Source organism: Streptomyces sp. NBC_01465 (assembly GCF_036227325.1).
Classification (GTDB): domain Bacteria; phylum Actinomycetota; class Actinomycetes; order Streptomycetales; family Streptomycetaceae; genus Streptomyces.
Window position 1 is genome coordinate 1076262 of sequence record NZ_CP109467.1, and the last position, 17504, is coordinate 1093765.

Annotated in this window: 15 protein-coding genes; 6 read left to right on the top strand and 9 right to left on the bottom strand. The window is 71.0% G+C overall.

Annotated features, from left to right (window positions below):
• Positions 1–4 precede the first annotated feature (4 nt).
• Complete coding sequence (locus OG707_RS04835) at positions 5–931, top strand: RluA family pseudouridine synthase (RefSeq protein WP_329114686.1); 927 nt, start codon at positions 5–7, stop codon at positions 929–931.
• Here OG707_RS04835 and OG707_RS04840 read toward each other — a convergent pair.
• Positions 920–1555: a TetR/AcrR family transcriptional regulator gene (locus tag OG707_RS04840; protein WP_329114688.1), complete on the bottom strand. Its 636-nt coding sequence runs from the start codon at positions 1553–1555 to the stop codon at positions 920–922. The genes OG707_RS04835 and OG707_RS04840 overlap by 12 nt on opposite strands.
• Positions 1556–1716: 161 nt before the next feature.
• On the opposite strand from OG707_RS04840, the gene OG707_RS04845 reads away from it, so the two are divergent.
• From OG707_RS04845 to OG707_RS04865, 5 genes are all read left to right on the top strand, one after another.
• A complete protein-coding gene (locus tag OG707_RS04845; RefSeq protein ID WP_329114690.1) occupies positions 1717–2535 on the top strand; it encodes an urea amidolyase associated protein UAAP1 in 819 nt (272 codons plus the stop codon).
• The gene (locus OG707_RS04850) at positions 2532–3137 is read left to right on the top strand and encodes an urea amidolyase associated protein UAAP2 (RefSeq protein ID WP_329114693.1); all 606 of its coding nucleotides are present in this window, start codon (positions 2532–2534) and stop codon (positions 3135–3137) included. The genes OG707_RS04845 and OG707_RS04850 overlap by 4 nt, the downstream gene beginning before the upstream one ends.
• Complete coding sequence (locus OG707_RS04855) at positions 3134–6616, top strand: 5-oxoprolinase/urea amidolyase family protein (RefSeq protein ID WP_329114695.1); 3483 nt, start codon at positions 3134–3136, stop codon at positions 6614–6616. Before OG707_RS04850 ends, OG707_RS04855 begins: the two co-directional genes overlap by 4 nt.
• Before the next feature lie 189 nt (positions 6617–6805).
• On the top strand, positions 6806–8422 hold the full coding sequence (locus OG707_RS04860) for an allophanate hydrolase (RefSeq protein ID WP_329114697.1): 1617 nt from the start codon (positions 6806–6808) through the stop codon (positions 8420–8422).
• 167 nt (positions 8423–8589) lie between these two features.
• Complete coding sequence (locus OG707_RS04865) at positions 8590–9696, top strand: LLM class flavin-dependent oxidoreductase (protein ID WP_329114699.1); 1107 nt, start codon at positions 8590–8592, stop codon at positions 9694–9696.
• Between the two features lie 54 nt (positions 9697–9750).
• Here OG707_RS04865 and OG707_RS04870 read toward each other — a convergent pair whose 3' ends face one another.
• The 8 genes from OG707_RS04870 to OG707_RS04905 all read right to left on the bottom strand — a co-directional run bounded on the left by OG707_RS04870 (position 9751) and on the right by OG707_RS04905 (position 17454).
• On the bottom strand, positions 9751–12579 hold the full coding sequence (locus OG707_RS04870) for a DEAD/DEAH box helicase (protein ID WP_329114701.1): 2829 nt from the start codon (positions 12577–12579) through the stop codon (positions 9751–9753).
• Between the two features lie 49 nt (positions 12580–12628).
• Positions 12629–13519, bottom strand: a complete 891-nt coding sequence (locus tag OG707_RS04875) for a diacylglycerol kinase (protein ID WP_329114703.1) — start codon at positions 13517–13519, stop codon at positions 12629–12631.
• A gap of 17 nt (positions 13520–13536) precedes the next feature.
• Positions 13537–14493: a twin-arginine translocase subunit TatC gene (gene tatC / locus OG707_RS04880; RefSeq protein WP_329114705.1), complete on the bottom strand. Its 957-nt coding sequence runs from the start codon at positions 14491–14493 to the stop codon at positions 13537–13539.
• A 63-nt stretch (positions 14494–14556) separates the two neighbouring features.
• Complete coding sequence (gene tatA, locus OG707_RS04885; RefSeq protein ID WP_329114707.1) at positions 14557–14844, bottom strand: Sec-independent protein translocase subunit TatA; 288 nt, start codon at positions 14842–14844, stop codon at positions 14557–14559.
• 210 nt (positions 14845–15054) lie between these two features.
• Positions 15055–15252 carry a hypothetical protein gene (locus tag OG707_RS04890; RefSeq protein WP_329114709.1) on the bottom strand — a complete coding sequence of 66 codons (198 nt, stop codon included), beginning with the start codon at positions 15250–15252 and terminating at the stop codon, positions 15055–15057.
• 10 nt (positions 15253–15262) lie between these two features.
• Complete coding sequence (locus OG707_RS04895; protein ID WP_329114711.1) at positions 15263–15526, bottom strand: hypothetical protein; 264 nt, start codon at positions 15524–15526, stop codon at positions 15263–15265.
• A gap of 5 nt (positions 15527–15531) precedes the next feature.
• A complete protein-coding gene (locus tag OG707_RS04900; RefSeq protein ID WP_329114713.1) occupies positions 15532–16488 on the bottom strand; it encodes a helix-turn-helix transcriptional regulator in 957 nt (318 codons plus the stop codon).
• A 9-nt stretch (positions 16489–16497) separates the two neighbouring features.
• Complete coding sequence (locus OG707_RS04905; RefSeq protein WP_329114714.1) at positions 16498–17454, bottom strand: helix-turn-helix transcriptional regulator; 957 nt, start codon at positions 17452–17454, stop codon at positions 16498–16500.
• Positions 17455–17504 lie beyond the last annotated feature (50 nt).

Sequence of the window (17504 nt, forward strand, 5' to 3'; positions counted from 1 at the left end):
GGCGATGAGCCACCGCCGAAGATCACCCCTCCCGCCGTCGCCGCTGCCGCAGCGCCTCGGTGTCGATCCCGTACGGCTGAAGCTGCCGCTGGACGGGGAGTGGGCGACCGTCCGTGACCACCTCGTCGAGCGGCTGCCCGTGGGCGAGGACGTCGTCGACGCGATGCTGGGGGACGGCGCTTTCGTTGGGCTCGACGGGCCGGTCCGCGCCGATGCGCCCTTTGTCCCCGGCTCCACGCTCTGGTTCCACCGGGACCTGGCCGAGGAGATCCCGGTCCCGTTCCCCGTCGAGGTGCTGTACCGCGACGAGCATCTGGTCGTCGCCGACAAGCCGCACTTCCTCGCCACCACACCGCGCGGCAGCCACATCACGGAGACCGCGCTCTCGCGGCTCCGCCACGACCTGGAGCTGCCGACGCTCAGCCCGGCGCACCGGCTGGACCGGCTGACGGCGGGGCTGGTCATGTTCTGCGTACGGGCGGAGGAGCGCGGCGCGTACCAGACGCTGTTCAGGGACCGGAAGGTGAGCAAGGAGTACGAGGCGATCGCCCCGTACCGGGCCGATCTCGACCTGCCGCGCACGGTCCGCAGCCGCATCGAGAAGGTGCGCGGCATCGTCGCCGCCCGGGAGATCGAGGGCGAGCCCAACAGCGAGAGCCGCGTCGAACTGACGGAGCAGCGCGGCGGTCTCGGCCGCTACCGCCTCACCCCCGTGACCGGGCGCACCCACCAGCTGCGGGTCCACATGAACACATTGGGCGTCCCGATCGTCGGCGACCCGTACTTCCCCGTGCTCACCGACCCGGCCCCGGACGACTTCACGCACCCGCTCCAACTCCTGTCCCGGCGGCTGGAGTTCACCGATCCGGTGACGGGTCGTGAGCACCGGTTCGAGAGCAGCCGCACCCTGGAAGCGTGGTCAGCCGGCTGACACGACCCCCGCGATCCGCAGGGCCGCGTCCGCCATCGCCTCGGCGAGGGTGGTCACCGTGCGGTCGGGGTCGGAGCGGCGGATGAGGATGACGCCCTCGATCAGCCCGAAGACCAGGTCGGTACGGAGCGCCAGCTCGGCCTTGTCGAGCGCCCCGCACGCGTGCGTCGCCGCGAGGAGCTGCCCGTACGCGTCCTTCAGATCGGCGCGCACCTGGTGGAATCCGGCGAAGGCCTCCGACTGGACCTCGGGCAGCAGATAGAGCCCGCCCAGGTTGTGCGGACCGCCGCAGAGCAGCTCCACGTCCGACCGGCACAGTTCGTGGAGCCGGCTCGCGGGCTCCGCGGTGTCGTCGGCCAGCAGCTGCCGGGCGAGGGCGAGCGACGGGGTGACCGTGGACTCCAGGAGCTCGGCGAGGAGCTCCTCCTTGCCGGAGAAGTAGTGGTACATGGTCGCCTGGCGCATCCCCGCCCGTTCGGCGACGGCGCGGGTGGTCGTCGCCGCGTAGCCGCGCGTGGTGAACAACTCGGCGGCGGCTTCCAGGAGTTCGTCGCGGGCCGAGAGCCCGCTCTCCGGCCGCTGCGCTGCGCGCGGCCGTCCTACGCGCCGTCCCGTGGTGCTCATGCCACCGATCGTCGCACACCGGCGGGCCGCCGGATCTTGGCGCCGGTCCCCGTGAGGATCAGGTAACTCCCCCGCAACAGACGGGCAATGGGCAGGACTCCGGGCCGCCCTAATTTCTGTCGCACGACAGAAATGACTGCCGATCCGGAGGAGGCCGAGCCATGGCGACAGCCACGACACACGGGGCGAGGGACCACGCCCGCGCCCAGCAGGGCGGCCGCGCCGAGGCCATGCCCGTGGTGCCCGCGGGCGACTGGCCCGGGGACGCGCCCGGACCCGTCGTCTGGGCGGAGACGGTGGCCGGCGGCAACTACGCCCACAACGTCCTGGCGCGCGGTACGGAGCTGCGCCTCACCGACCTCGCCGGGGACGCCTGCGCGCACCTGCTGCTGTACGTGGACGGCCGCCCCTGGGAGCGTCTGAACACCGCCGACACGGTGAAGGTGCAGTGGAACGCCTATCTCGGGGCCGGGCAGCTGCTCCTCTCCGACCAGGGCCGCGTCCTCGCCTCCCTCACCGCCGACACCTCTGGGCGCCACGACGCGCTCTGCGGCACCTCCACTCTCGTACGGAACACGGAGCGGTACGGCGACGGAACCCCGCAGTCCGCGTCCCCGGCCGGGCGCGAACTGCTCAAGCTGGCCGCCCTCAAGAACGGCCTCGCGCCGCGCGACCTGCCCCCTTCCCTCTCCTTCTTCCAGGGAGTGGAGGTGGCCGAGGACGGCACCTTGGTGTTCACCGGCTCGGCGGGCCCCGGCGCCGCCGTCACGCTGCGCGCCGAGCAGGACGTGACCGTACTGATCGCGAACGTCCCGCACCCGCTCGACCCGCGCCCCTCCTACACGTGCACCCCGCTGGAGGTGCTGGCCTGGCGCGCGCACCCCACCGCACCCGGTGACCCGCTGTGGGACGCCACCCCCGAGGGCCGCCGCGCCTTCCTGAACACCGCCGACCACCTCACCGCCCGGGGGATCCAGTGACCGCGACCGTCGTACCCGCCCGCGCCGCCTGGTCGGCGGTCGTCCGCCGCGGCGAGCAGCTGACGCTCACCGATCTGCACGGCAACCAGGCCGTCGACTTCCTCGTCTACGACGCCCACGACACGTCCGTCCGCTACAGCGCGCCCGACACGATCCACGCCCAGGGCTCGATCTTCCTGACGACGGGCAGCGTCCTGCGCTCCAACGAACACACCCCCCTGATGACGGTCACCGAGGACACCTGCGGCCGCCACGACACGCTCGGCGGCGCCTGCTCCAAGGAGTCCAACACCCTGCGCTACGGCCACCACACCTGGTCGCAGCACGCCTGCGTCGACAACTTCCTTGCGGAGGGCGCCCGTTACGGCCTCACCAAGCGCGACCTGGTCTCCAACATCAACTGGTACATGAACGTCCCCGTCGAGAAGGACGGCACCCTCGGCATCGTCGACGGCCTCTCCGCCCCGGGCCTGCGCGTCACCCTGCGCGCCGAGACCGACGTCCTGGTCCTGGTCTCCAACTGCCCGCAGATCAACAACCCCTGCAACGGCTTCGAACCGACCGCCGTAGAGATGACGATCAGCGAGGCCGCCGCATCATGACCTTCGACACCCTCCTGGTCGCCAACCGGGGCGAGATCGCCGTCCGCATCATCCGCACCGCCAAGGCGCTCGGCCTGCGTACGGTCGCGGTCTTCTCCGACCCCGACCGCTCGGCCCCGCACGTCCGCCTGGCCGACGAGGCGGTACGGCTCGGACCCGCCCCCGCCAAGGAGTCCTACCTCGACGCGGACCTTGTTTTGAAGGCGGCCAAGGACACCGGCGCGGGCGCCATCCACCCCGGCTACGGCTTCCTCTCCGAAGACGCGGCCTTTGCCCGCCGCTGCGAGGACGCGGGCATCGTCTTCGTCGGCCCCACCCCCCGCCAGCTGGAACTCTTCGGCGCCAAGCACACCGCACGCGCGGCGGCCGAGGCAGCAGGGGTCCCTCTCGCCCCCGGCACCGGGCTCCTGCCGGACCTCGCATCGGCGACCGAGGCGGCAGGGCGCATCGGCTACCCCGTCATGCTCAAGGCCACCGGCGGCGGAGGCGGCATCGGCATGCGTGCGGTGTACGACGCCGAGGACCTGGCCGACGCCTGGGAGCGGGTGCAGCGCGTGGCCGCCGCCTCGTTCTCCTCGGCCGGGGTGTTCCTGGAACGCCTCGTCGAACACGCCCGCCATGTCGAGGTGCAGGTCTTCGGCGACGGCACGGGCCGGGTCGTCACCTTCGGCGACCGCGACTGCTCGCTGCAGCGCCGCAACCAGAAGGTCCTGGAGGAGGCCCCGGCCCCCGGACTGCCCGATCGCGTACGCAATCAACTGGCGACCTCGGCCCGTGAGTTGTGCGCGTCCGTCGACTACCGCTCGGTCGGCACGGTCGAGTTCGTCTACGACGCCGCGCGCGAGGAGGCGTACTTCCTGGAGGTCAACACGCGCCTCCAGGTGGAGCACCCCGTCACCGAGGAGATCTACGGCGTCGACCTCGTCGAGTGGATGCTGCGCCTCGCCCAGGGCGACACCGCGGTCGTCACCGAGCCCGGCGCACCCCGCGGCCACGCCGTCGAGGCCCGCGTCTACGCCGAGGACCCCACCCGCGACCACCGCCCCAGCGCGGGCCTGCTCACCCGCGTCGCCTTCCCCGAGGGCGTCCGCGTGGACGGCTGGGTGGAGACGGGCACCGAGGTCACCACCGCCTACGACCCGATGCTGGCCAAGGTCATCGCGTACGGAACCGACCGCACCGAGGCCATGGCCCGGCTGGACGCGGCGCTCGCCGCGACCCGCGTCGACGGCATCGAGACCAACCTCGGGCTGGTGCGCTCGGCCCTGACCTGCGAGGACGTCCTCGACGCCTCCCACTCCACAGCGACCCTCGCCACCATCACGGACCCGACCCCGCGCATCGAGGTCACCGCGGGCGGCACCCTCACCACCGTCCAGGACTGGCCCGGCCGCACCGGCCACTGGCAGGTCGGCGTACCCCCGTCGGGCCCGATGGACGACCTCTCCTTCCGGCTCGGGAACACCGCACTCGGCAACGACCCGGGCGCCCCCGGCCTCGAATGCACCCTCCAGGGCCCGACCCTGCGCTTCACCCACGCCACCACCATCTGCGTCACGGGCGCCCCGGCCCCGGTCACCGTGGACGGCGAACCGGCCGCGCTGTGGGAGCCGTTCACGGTCCCGGCGGGTGCACGGCTCTCGGTCGGCGCCCCGGCGGGCGAGGGCCTGCGGACGTACGTCCTCTTCGCGGGCGGCCTGGACGTCCCCGCCTATCTGGGCAGCGCGTCGACCTTCACGCTGGGCAAGTTCGGCGGCCACGGCGGCCGGGCGCTGCGCACGGGGGACGTACTGCACGGCGGAACGGAGCAACCGGAGACGGCCCCCGTCCCCGCCACCGACCGTCCCTCGATCTCCACCGCCTGGCGGATCGGCGCGGCCGAAGGCCCGCACGCCGCACCGGAGTTCTTCACCGAGGAGGACATCCACGACTTCTACGCGGCCGACTGGAAGGTCCACTTCAACTCGGCCCGCACCGGGGTCCGTCTGGTCGGCCCCAAGCCCCGCTGGGCCCGCACCGACGGCGGCGAGGCGGGCCTGCACCCCTCCAACATCCACGACACGCCCTACTCGGTGGGCGCCGTCGACTACACCGGCGACATGCCGGTGCTGCTCGGCCCCGACGGCCCGTCCCTCGGCGGCTTCGTCTGCCCGGCGACGATCGTCACCTCGGAACGCTGGAAGCTGGGCCAGCTGCGCCCCGGGGACACGGTGCGCTTCACCCCGGTGACGGTCGCGGGCGCGTCGCGCGCGGTGATCGTCGACGGCGGGGTGCTGGCGCGGGACGAGGACGTCACGTACCGCCGCAGCGGCGACGACAACCTCCTGGTCGAGTACGGGCCGATGCAGCTGGACCTGGCGCTGCGGATGCGCGTGCACGCGCTGGCCGAGGCGGTGTCGGCGGCGGACCTGCCCGGGGTCATGGACCTGACGCCCGGCATCCGCTCGCTGCAGATCCACACGGATCCGGCGGTGCTCCCGGTGGAGTCGCTGCTGCCGACCGTACGCCGGATCCAGTCCCAACTCCCGCCCACGGACGCCCTGGTGGTGGATTCGCGTACGGTGCACCTCCCGCTCTCCTGGGACGACCCGGCGACGCGCGAAGCGATTGCGCGCTATATGGCGGGGGTACGGGACGACGCGCCGTGGTGCCCGTGGAACATCGAATTCATCCGCCGTGTCAACGGCCTCCAGTCACCGGAGGAGGTCTACCGGACGGTCTTCGACGCGGAGTATCTGGTGCTCGGCCTGGGCGACGTCTACCTGGGCGCCCCGGTCGCGACCCCGCTGGACCCGCGCCACCGCCTGGTGACGACGAAGTACAACCCGGCGCGCACCTGGACCGCCGAGAACTCGGTCGGCATCGGCGGCGCGTATCTCTGCATCTACGGCATGGAGGGGCCTGGCGGCTACCAGTTCGTGGGCCGTACGACACAGGTGTGGTCGAGCTGGCAGGAGCGCCCCTGGCTGCTGCGGTTCTTCGACCGGATCAAGTGGTACGCGGTCGAGGCGGACGAACTCCTGGAGCTGCGGGCGGACATGGCGGCGGGCCGCTGGGGGCCGAGGATCGAGGAGGGAACGTTCGCGCTGGCGGAGTACGAGGACTTCCTGGCGGAAAACGCGGAGTCGATAGCGGAGTTCCGGGCCCAGCAGGCAACAGCCTTCGGCGCGGAACGGAGCGCCTGGGAGGCGTCGGGCGAGTTCACCCGGGCGGAGGCGGCCACGGAACCGGCCCCGCCCGAGGAGATCGAGGTCCCGGCGGGCAGCAGCCTGATCGAAGCCGAATTCGCCGCGTCGGTATGGCAGTTGTCGGTGGCGGAGGGGGACAAGGTGGAAGCGGGCCAGCAACTGATCGCCCTGGAGGCGATGAAGATGGAGTCCCCGGTCCGCGCCCCGACACCCGGCACGGTCACGCGCATCCTCACAACGACCGGGGCCCAGGTGGAAGCAGGCACCCCCCTCCTGATCCTGACCCCGTAACCGCCACAAAGCTGTGCCCACCGCCCCGCACGCCCCCGACGACCCGCACCCGGCGGGCGGTTATGGGCACACCATCACGCCCGCTCCCTGCCGGACGGTTGTGGGCAGTCGTTCCGCAGGGCGGAACGGGTGGGCACAACCACCCACCGCCCCGCACGCACCCGACGACTCGCGCCCCAAGGAGGCCTCATGCACGCCGCCACCCATCGCATCCGCGCCGCATACGCCCGCATCGCCGCCACCGACCGCCCCGAACTCTGGATCACCCTCCGCCCCCAGGCCGACGTGGAAGCCGAAGCAGCAACCACAGACCCCCAACTCCCCCTCGCAGGCCGCCTCTTCGCCGTCAAGGGCAACATCGACTCCGCCGGCCTCCCCACCACCGCAGGCTGCCCCTCCTACGCGTACACCCCACAACAAGACGCCCCCGTCGTAGCAAGCCTCAAGGCAGCCGGCGCCCTCCTCATCGGCACGACGAACCTCGACCAGTTCGCCACCGGCCTGGTCGGCACCCGCTCCCCCTACGGCGCCGTGCGCAACGCCGTCGACCCCACGCGCATCAGCGGCGGCTCCAGCTCAGGTTCGGCCGTGGCGACAGCCCTCGGCATCGTCGACTTCGCGCTCGGCACCGACACCGCCGGGTCGGGCCGCGTCCCCGCCGCCCTCAACGGCATCGTCGGCCTGAAGCCCACCTACGGCCTCGTCCCCACCGAAGGCGTCGTGCCCGCCTGCGCGAGCCTGGACTGCGTCACCGTCTTCGCCCGTACGCTCCCGGAGGCCGAACAGGCCCTCGCCCACATGACCACAGGCCCGGCGACGACCCCACCACCCCGCCGCCCCGGCCCGTACCGCATCGCGGTCCCCGCCACCGCCCAGCTCGGCGAGATGGACAAGAACTGGCCCGAGGCGTACGAAGCCGCCGCAGCCCGCCTCGCATCGGCGGGCGCCCAGCTCCTCCCCATCGACCTCACCCCCTTCACCGAAGCCGCCGCCATGCTCTACGAGGGCGCCTTCGTGGCCGAGCGCTACACCGCAGTGGGTGCCTTCGTCGACAAAGACACCCCCGACCTCGACCCCACAGTCGCCGCGATCATCAACCGGGCCCGCGACATCCCCGCCCACCGCCTCTACGCCGACCAGGCCGCGCTGGCCGCCCTCCGCGACCGCGCACTCGCCGCCCTCGGCGACGCGGACGCACTCCTCCTGCCCACCGCCCCCGGCCACCCCACCCTCGCCGAAGTAGCAGCCGAACCCTTCTCCACCAACGCCCGCCTCGGCCGCTTCACCAACTCCACCAACCTCTTCGGCCTCAGCGCGGCAGCCGTCCCCGCGGGCGAGGTCGACGGGCTCCCCTTCGGCGTGATGCTGATCGGCCCTGCCCACGCGGACGAACGCCTGACCAAGATCGCAGCCCTCCTCACCCCGCCCACTCGCATCGCGGTCGTAGGAGCCCACCTCACGGGCGAGCCCCTCAACCCCCAACTGCTCTCCCTCGGCGCCCAGTTCGACAGCACAACAACAACGGCACCCACCTACCGCCTCTACGCCCTCCCCACCACCCCGCCCAAACCGGGCCTCGTCCGCACCACCCCCGACAACGGCGCCACCGTCGAGACGGAGCTCTGGCACCTGCCCCCACAGGGCCTCGGCGCCCTGGTCGCCGCGCTCCCCCGCCCCATGGCGATCGGCGCCGTGGAGCTGGCCGACGGCACCACCGTCCCCGGTTTTCTCTGCGAGCCGGCCGCACTCGAAGGCGCCGAGGACATCACCTCGTACGGCGGCTGGCGGGCGTACAGGAAAGGTTGACGTACGCCCAACATCCCTGTTCCACTGGGCAGATGCGTCCTCAGCTGCGGCTGGTCACCCGCGACCACATCGACTTCGGTCGTGTGTGGTCCGCGTCGTGTTGTGCCTGACGGCACGACCCCACGACGACCACCTTCACCCCGCAGCGCACCAGATGAGGATCCGCCATGCCCGTCGAGTTTCTCGGCATAGCCGCAACCAACGAAGGCTCCGAAGTCACGCCCCGCACCGGGCCGTCCTTCGACAAGGAGTACACGCTCAAGCTGGCCCGCGCCCACCAGGACTACGGCTGGGACCGCGTCCTGTTCGCGTACGGATCGGGATCGCCCGACCCCTCCCCCGCCGCCGCGTACATCGCGGCCCGCACCGAGACGCTGCAGATCCTGGTCGCGCACCGGCCGAACGTCTCGTACCCCACCTTCGCGGCCAAGACCTTCGCGACGCTCGACCGGATCAGCGACGGCCGGCTCGCCGTGCACTTCATCACCGGCGGCAACGACCACGAGCAGCAGCGCGAGGGCGACTTCCTCACCAAGGACGAGCGATACGCCCGTACCCGCGAGGCCATCCAGATCATCAAGAAGGCGTGGACGAGCCACGACCCCTTCGACCACGAGGGCACGCACTACCGTTTCAACGACTTCGTGAGCGACACCTTCCCCGTCCAACAGCCGCACCCGCTCGTCTCGTTCGGCGGATCGTCGCCCGCCGCGTACGCAGCAGGCGGCGCGGAGGCGGACATCTACTGCCTCTGGGGCGAACCCCTCGCAGAGACCGCCGAGCAGATCGAATCGGTGAAGGCAGCGGCGAAGGCAGCCGGCCGCACCGACGTCCCCCGCATCCAGGTCGCCTTCCGCCCGATCATCGCGCCCACCGAGGAACTGGCCTGGGAGAAGGCCCACCGCACCCTGGACCGCATCAAGGCCCGGAAGGCCGGTGCACCGCTCTCCCGCCGCCACCCGCTGAAGAACCCGGAGAACTCCGGCTCCCAGCGTCTGCTCGCCGTCGCGGACCGGGGCGAGCGCCACGACCGCGCCCTGTGGACGCCGACCTCTGCGGAGACCGGCGGCGCGGGCAACTCGACGGCTCTGGTGGGCACTCCGGAGACCGTCGCCCAGGCGCTGCTCGACTACTACGACCTGGGCGTGGAGATCCTCTCGGCCCGCGGCTACGACCTGCTCGACGACGCGATCGACTTCGGGCGGCACGTCATCCCGATCGTCCGCGAAGAGGTCGCCAAGCGCGACGCGGCCAGGGCAGCCACCGCCGCGTAACAGCAGGGGCCCCGCCGGAACGTGCCCGGCGGGGCCCCTGCTCAGCTCAGGCGATCAGCCGACCGAGCTGTACGCCACCACACCCCGCAGCACCGCATCGACCGCCTTGCGCGCGTTCTTCGCAACGGTCGAGTCCTCGCGCGGCGCCGCCGCGGCGATCTGCCCCAGTACGTCGATGACCTGCTTGCACCAGCGGACGAAGTCCCCGGCCGGCATCTCCGCCTCGCGCAGCACCTCGTCGAGCCCCTTGCCGGAAGCCCACTGGTACACGGCCCAGGCGAAGCCGAGATCGGGCTCGCGCTGTCCGACCCCCTCCGTCTGGTTGATCTTGAAGTCCTCTTCCAGGGCGTCGAGACGGCCCCAGATACGGACCATGTCACCGAGCGCGGCCTTCGCGTTCCCCGAAGGCACCTTGGGCGCGACCGCGTCGTCCGACTGCCGGGCCTCGAACACCAACGCCGAGATGCAGGCGGCCAGTTCGGCCGGGTTGAGCCCCTCCCACACGCCTTCGCGGATGCACTCACTGGCCAGCAGGTCGAGCTCGCCGTAGAGCCGCGCCAGCCGCTTCCCGTGCACGGTCGCCTCGTCGCCGCGCAGATAGTCCAGCTCGGTCAGCAGGGCATGGATCCGGTCGAAGGTACGGGCGATGGTGTTCGTCCGGCCCTCGATACGCCGCTCCAGCTGCTGGGTGTCCCGCTGCAGCCGGTGGTAGCGCTCCGCCCAGCGCGCATGGTCCTCGCGCTCGTCGCAGCCGTGGCAGGGGTGCGCCCGCAGTTCGCTGCGCAGCCGGGCGATCTCCCGGTCGTCGGCGGCGGCCGCACGCCCGCGCCGCTGCTTCTCGGGCCGTACGTGTCCGGCCTTGGCGCGCAGCGCCGACGCCAGGTCCCGCCGCGACTGGGGCGAGCGCGGGTTGAAGGACTTCGGGATCCGCATCGTGTCGAGGGCCTCGACCGGTACGGGGAAGTCCATCGACGCCAGCCGCTTGACCTGCCGCTCGGCGGTCAGCACCAGAGGCCTGGGCCCGTCCTGATTCTCGAATCCCCGGTGCCCGTTGGCCCGCCCCGCCGGAATCCCCGGGTCGAGGACCAGCGCGAGCCCGGCGAACTTCCCGGTCGGCACATGAATGACGTCGCCCGCCTTGAGCTTCTCCAGCGCGCTCGCAGCCGCCGCCCACTTCTGCGCCACACCCTGCTTGGCCAGCTCGGTCTCGCGGTCCTTGAGGTCGCGGCGCAGCCGCGCGTACTCCTCGAAGTCCCCGAGATGGCAGGTCATGCCCTCCCGGTAGCCCTCGATGCCCTCTTCGTTCTTCTGGACCTGCTTGGAGATCCCGACGACGGACCGGTCGGCCTGGAACTGCGCGAAGGACGTCTCCAGGAGCTCCCTCGACCGGTGGCGCCCGAACTGCTGCACCAGGTTCACAGCCATGTTGTACGAGGGCCGGAAGCTGGACCGCAGCGGATACGTACGCGTCCCCGCGAGCCCCGCAAGGGCGCCCGGGTCCATGGCGCGCTGCCACAGCACCACCGCATGGCCCTCGACGTCGATCCCGCGCCGCCCGGCCCGCCCGGTCAGCTGGGTGTACTCACCGGGGGTGATGTCGGCGTGCTGCTCGCCGTTCCACTTGACGAGCTTCTCCAACACCACTGATCTGGCAGGCATGTTGATGCCGAGCGCCAGGGTCTCGGTGGCGAAGACGGCCTTGACGAGCCCCTTCACGAAGAGCTCCTCGACGACCTCCTTGAAGGTCGGCAGCATCCCCGCGTGGTGCGCGGCGATGCCCCGCTCCAGGCCTTCGAGCCACTCGTAGTACCCCAGAACATGCAGGTCCTCGCGCGGGATCGACGCCGTACGCTCCTCGACGATCTCCCGGACCGTGTGCCGCGCCTCTTCCTTGTTGAGCCGCAGCCCCGCGTGCAGGCACTGCTGTACGGCGGCTTCGCAGCCGGCCCGGCTGAAGATGAAGGTGATCGCGGGCAGCAGGCCCTCGTTGTCGAGCCGGTCGATGACCTCGGCCCGGCTCGGCGTCCAGATCCGGCTGCGCGAGCGCCGCTCGCGCTCGCGGTCCGCCTCGCGCACCATCTTGCCGCGGCGCCGGTCGCGCGGGTTGTACGTGTTCTGGTTCTCCTGCCGGGCCATCCGCAGCAGGTCCGGATTGACCTCGCGTCGGGCGCCGCCCCGGCCACCGTGGTCGGTGGACTCCTCGAAGAGGTCGAACATCTTCCGCCCGGCGAGCACGTGCTGCCACAGCGGCACGGGCCGGTGCTCGGAGACGATCACTTCGGTGTCGCCGCGCACGGTGTCCAGCCAGTCGCCGAACTCCTCGGCGTTGGAGACGGTCGCCGAGAGCGAAACGAGCGTCACCGACTCCGGGAGGTGAATGATCACTTCCTCCCAGACGGCGCCCCGGAAGCGGTCGGAGAGGTAGTGCACCTCGTCCATCACCACATAGCCGAGTCCGACCAGCGCCTGCGATCCGGCGTACAGCATGTTCCGCAGGACCTCGGTGGTCATGACGACCACGGGCGCATCGGAGTTGACGCTGTTGTCACCGGTGAGCAGCCCGACCTTGTCGGCGCCGTAGCGCTTGGCGAGGTCGGCGTACTTCTGGTTGGACAGGGCCTTGATGGGGGTGGTGTAGAAGCATTTTCGGCCCTGCTCCAGGGCCAGGTGCACGGCGAACTCGCCGACAATGGTCTTGCCCGAGCCGGTGGGTGCCGCGACGAGCACACCCTTGCCGGCCTCCAGGGCCTGACACGCCTCGATCTGGAACGGGTCGAGATCGAAGTCGTACATGCCACGGAAGGGGGCCAGCGAAGTGGCCTCCTCAGCAGCTCGGATGCGTGCAGCTGCGTATCGCTCAGCAGGCGAAAGGTCCTCGGTCATCTTGTGAGGGAGCCTACCCGCCAGGTCTGACACCTAGCGCGATCTTTAATTACCGGCCCAGAACCCGCACAGCACCCGGCACGCACTCGGCGGTCAGCGGCAGCGCCCCCAGCGGTTCGCCGTCCGCGTACCCGGTCACGTCGGCCGCCTCCAGCTGTACCTTGCGCACCCGGTGCACGGTGACGACGCGGTGGCTCAGATGCGTCCCCCGGTACACCCTCGGGAAGACCTTGATCAGCTCGGTGCGCGAGCACGCGCCGACGACCGTCACGTCGAAGAGCCCGTCGTCGAGCTCGGCCCCGGCGCACATCCGCATGCCGCCGCCGTACGACGTCCCGTTCCCGACCGCGATCAGCGTCGCCTCGACCGTCTCCAGGGGACCGTCGTCGAAGGAGACCTTGTACGGGATCGCCTTCAGCCCGGCCAGCTCCACGAGCATCGCCGCGTCGTACTTGAACCGCCCGCGCGGCCACCGCATCCGGTTGCCCCGGTCATTGACCCGCGAGTCGAACCCGGAGGCGAGCACGGTCCCGAACCAGCGCTCCCCGACCCGCCCCAGATCGACGTCGCGCATCACACCGCCGGAAAGGGCCTCGGCGGCCAGGCGCCCTGCCGCCGCCGGGTCCCGTACGGGAAGACCGAGCGTCCGGGCGAAGTCGTTGCCGGTGCCCACCGCGACGACCCCGAGCGGGGTCCGCGTCCCGGCAACGGCCTGCAGCGCCAGATTGACCATGCCGTCGCCGCCGACGGCGATCAGCGCCCCGGTGCCGGAGGCGACGGCCGCCCGGGCCCGGCGCAGTGCGTCCGCGGCGTCCTCACCGAGGACGGTGGTCACGGAGAATCCGGCGGCCCGGAACGCGGAAGCGGCCGGCTGCGCGGCATGCGCGCCCCGGCCGCGTCCCGCGGTGGGATTGACGAAGAGGGTGATCTCGCTGGTCACCCGCGGACCCTACAAGATCAGGTGATGTCGTCGTAACCGTTCAGCCTGCTCGATCGTCCGCCGTCGGACTGCTCGGGCAGGGAGGGTGTGGTCACGTTCTCCATCTCGCCGATGTCCTCGGGGGTGAGATCGAGGTCGGAGGCCTCGTCGTCGTCGGGCTCCTGCGCGATGCGCAGCTGCCGTCGGCGGTCGTTGAACAGGGAGATGAAACAGGCCACGAAGTACAGCACCCAGATCGGGGCCGACAGCGCGAGCATGCTCAGGGGATCCGTGCTGGGCGTGGCCACTGCGGCGAAGACCGTGATGCCGAGGATCATCGCCCGCCACCAGCCGATCATCCGCTTGCCCGTGACCACTCCACCGAAGTTGAGCATCACCAGAAGCAGCGGCATCTCGAAGGCGAGACCGAAGACGACCACCATGCGCGTGACCAGGTCGAGCAGATCGTCGAGCGGCAGCAGGTTGTCGACGCCGCCCGGCGTGAAGCCGATCAGGACCTTGGCCGTGGTCGGCAGGACCGCGTACGCGAAGTAGGCACCGGCGAGGAACAGCGGGAAACCGGCCCCGACGAAGCCCAGCGCGTACTTCTTCTCGGCCTTGTGCAGGCCGGGGGCGAGGAACGCCCACAGCTGGTAGAGCCAGACCGGCGAGGCGAGAACGACGCCGGCCATCAGGGAGACCTTCAGCGCCAGCGTGAAGGGCTGGAGCAGGCCGTTGATGGTGATCTGCGCGCAGTGCTGCTTGCTCTCGGGATGCTTCGCGAGCTGGGCATACGTCTCAGTGCAGCCGACGGACTTCAGGATCGGCTTGGTGAGGAACTCAATGATGTCGTTGTAGAAGAAGGCGGCGATGACCGTGATGATCAGGATCGCCAGCAGACCCTTCGCGAGCCGGTTCCGCAGCTCGCGCAGGTGATCCGCGAGCGGCATGCGCCCCTCGGGATCCCTCTCTACTTTGCGGGCAGACTTGAGCAACCCACGTCCTCATCTCGTGCGGCGGGCGTCCGCGTCCAGCGGCGCCCGCTCCGGGCCCAGGGGTCAGCGCTGCGTGGAGTCCGTGGGCTCGGTGACCGGGCGGGCGCTGGTGACATCACCGGGCGACGCCTGGATCGTACGAGGGGCCTCGGTGGACTGGGCCGGCTGCTGCGCCGGCTCGGCCGGAGCGGTCGCGTTGCCGTCCGACTTCATGGCCTTGGCCTCGCTCTTGAGGATGCGGGCGGACTTGCCCAGCGAACGGGCCATGTCCGGAAGCTTCTTCGCGCCGAACAGCAGGACGATGACGACGAGGATCAGGATGATCTCGGGTGCGCCGAGCCTTCCGAACATAACTGTGTACCTTCTCACCGAGGCGGCAGGGGTGGGACTGTCCGACCGATCGGACAGGTGTCCGGTCGTCGTGCTGGCAGCGATCGTAACCCGCAGGAGTAAACGCAGGGCAATGCCTGTGCATACTCTCGCTTGCGGCCCGCGCCTCGCGCTTCGGACCGCGACCTGCAGCGTACCGCCCGAAACTGTGTTGCAGCAGTGCCCGTTGCGCTATCGCAAGGCTTCGCCAGTGCGAGCCAGGTCCGTGGCGGCGCGCTCAAGACCTTCGGCCGCGGTGTTGATCTCCTGTGTGGTGCGCGCCACTTGGCGCCCCAGGCGCTGCGCCTCGACGAACACCTTGATCGCGAGTACGCCGAGCACAGCGACCCCACAGAAACCCAGAGCAATTGCGAGCATCGGCCAGAACATGGATCCGAACCTACAGCGCGGTGTGCAGGCGCAGCGTCCGCACCCCGCCACCGGTGAGGAGTTCGACGATCCGCTCCCCCGCGGGCTTGCGGACGGCGGTGCCGCACTCGGGGCAGGTGAAGGAGTAGAAGGTGGTGCGGCGACTGGCGCCGATCGCCAACCGGAGCGCACCTGCGGCCAGTTCGAAGCGGCCGCGACAGTCCGGGCAGGCGGCCTTGAAGATGACGGGGCCGACTTGCTCCGAAATACCGGGCATTACAGACATATTCCGCATATACCTCACCCCTGCCCGTCGTAGGCCGCGAGCGCCTCGCGGGCCGCATGCTGTGCGCTGTCCGCCAGGTACTGCGGCGAGACGATGCGCCCCTCCCTGCCCAGACGCAGCGCGAGACGCCGCAGCGACGTGGGATCCGGCGTACGCAGAGTGATCCGCAGCCCGCCGTCGGCGAGCTCCTCCGCGCTGTCGTGCGGGTAGTACTCGGCCACCCAGCGCCCGCCGGGGCCGACCTCGATCACCACCTCCGGATCGTCCGCCGAGGGCTGCACAAGCCCCTCGGAGAGATCACGCAGCTCGAGCTCCGGCGGCGCCGACGCCTCGTCGAGCAGCCTGATCTCGGCCACCCGGTCGAGCCTGAAGGTGCGCCGCGCCTCGGAGAGGTAGCACCACGCCTCCATGTACGTGTGGCCGACGGCGAAGAGCCGGATCGGGTCCACCTCGCGCTCGGTCAGCTCGTCACGGGCGGGCGAGTAGTAGCGCAGCCACAGCCGGCGACGCTCCGCGATCGCCCGGTCGACGTCGGCGAAGACACCGCCTTCGGACTCGAACGTCACCGAGAGCCGCGAGCTGGCCCCGGCCGCTTCCCCGGCCGCAGCCTCCAGCTTCGCCGTGGCCCGCAGCAACGCCTGCCGGTCCCCCTCGCGCAGCCCGGGCAGCGTGGAGACGGCACGGGCGGCCACCAGGAGCGCGGTCGCCTCGTCGGCGGCCAGCCGCAGCGGCTCGGCCACGTCGTCCGGGTTGTGCCACCAGATCCGGTCACCGTCGGTGTCGATGTCCAGGAGGTCGCCGCCGCGGAAGCTCGTCCCGCACATGGGCAGTACGTCGAGGTCCGAGATCAGCTCGTCCTCCGTGATCCCGAAGGCGCGCGCCACATCACTGACGTGGGCGCCGGGCCGCTCCCTCAGATACGTCACGAGGGAGAGCATCCGACGGGTCTGGTCGATCGCGTTCGTAGCCACCGCTGCCTCTCAGTCCTTGGCCACGGCGCGCAGCCGGTCCACCACATCGGCCCGCAGATCAGCGGGCTCCACCACGACCACGTCGGGGCCGAACTCCACCAGCCAGGCATCCAGCCCGTGCCCGTACGGAATCTCCAGCTCGTCCCAGTCGCCGTCACGCTCACGCACCGAGGTGGCCCGTGAGCGCAGCGGATATCCGGCGCCCTTGCGGAGCCTGATCAGGGCGGAGCGCGTCGCGCTCTCCCCCGCCCAGCTCGCCACGGTCTCCCGTACGGTCACCACGTCCGGGACCTCGGCGGTGAAGGCGCCCGCCCGCGAGCGGACCCGGCCGGTGATCCGCGAGAGCCGGAAGACGCGCTCGGCGCCCCGGTCGCGGTCCCAGCCCGCGAGATACCAGTGCCCGCGCCAGCACTCCAGCGTCCACGGCTCGACCTGCCGGGGCTCGGGGCGGGCGGCATTGGCCTTGCGGTACTCGAAGACGACGGGACGGCGGTCGCGGCAGGCCAGCATCAGCGGCTCGAACGCCGCCTCGTGCACCGGAATCCGCGGCTCCAGCGCGCTGTGCCCCTCGGCCTCGGGACCGTCCGCCTCGGGCATCCCCGCGGCCCGCAGCTTCTGCAGCGCACCACTGGCCGCACCCGCGAGACGCGCCTGCTGCCACACCTTGGCGGCAAGCCCCAAGGCGGCCGCCTCCTCGGCGTCCAGCGCGACGGGCGGCAGCCTGTTGCTGTCGCGGCGGGCCAGATAGCCGACCTCCCCGTCGAGGTTCTCCACGGTCTCGATCACCAGGCCGAGCTCGCGCAGATCGTCCTTGTCGCGCTCGAACATCCGGTTGAAGGAATCGTCGGAGCCGGCCTCCAGATAGGCCTCGATCGACTCCCTCAACTCACGCTTGGACAGCGGACGGCGGGTCCCCAGCAGGCACAGCGCCAGATTCATCAGCCGCTCGGCCTTGGCAATCGCCATCGACGCCCTCTCTATTGCACGGGGAAAACGCAGCACCGGCTACGACCGTT

Coding starts and splice junctions, on each gene's coding strand:
- OG707_RS04835 (WP_329114686.1), top strand. CDS start 5: ATGAGCCACCGCCGAAGATCACCCCTCCCGCCGTCGCCGCTGCCGCAG.
- OG707_RS04840 (WP_329114688.1), bottom strand. CDS start 1,555: ATGAGCACCACGGGACGGCGCGTAGGACGGCCGCGCGCAGCGCAGCGG.
- OG707_RS04845 (WP_329114690.1), top strand. CDS start 1,717: ATGGCGACAGCCACGACACACGGGGCGAGGGACCACGCCCGCGCCCAG.
- OG707_RS04855 (WP_329114695.1), top strand. CDS start 3,134: ATGACCTTCGACACCCTCCTGGTCGCCAACCGGGGCGAGATCGCCGTC.
- OG707_RS04860 (WP_329114697.1), top strand. CDS start 6,806: ATGCACGCCGCCACCCATCGCATCCGCGCCGCATACGCCCGCATCGCC.
- OG707_RS04865 (WP_329114699.1), top strand. CDS start 8,590: ATGCCCGTCGAGTTTCTCGGCATAGCCGCAACCAACGAAGGCTCCGAA.
- OG707_RS04870 (WP_329114701.1), bottom strand. CDS start 12,579: ATGACCGAGGACCTTTCGCCTGCTGAGCGATACGCAGCTGCACGCATC.
- tatA (WP_329114707.1), bottom strand. CDS start 14,844: ATGTTCGGAAGGCTCGGCGCACCCGAGATCATCCTGATCCTCGTCGTC.
- OG707_RS04890 (WP_329114709.1), bottom strand. CDS start 15,252: ATGTTCTGGCCGATGCTCGCAATTGCTCTGGGTTTCTGTGGGGTCGCT.
- OG707_RS04895 (WP_329114711.1), bottom strand. CDS start 15,526: ATGCGGAATATGTCTGTAATGCCCGGTATTTCGGAGCAAGTCGGCCCC.
- OG707_RS04905 (WP_329114714.1), bottom strand. CDS start 17,454: ATGGCGATTGCCAAGGCCGAGCGGCTGATGAATCTGGCGCTGTGCCTG.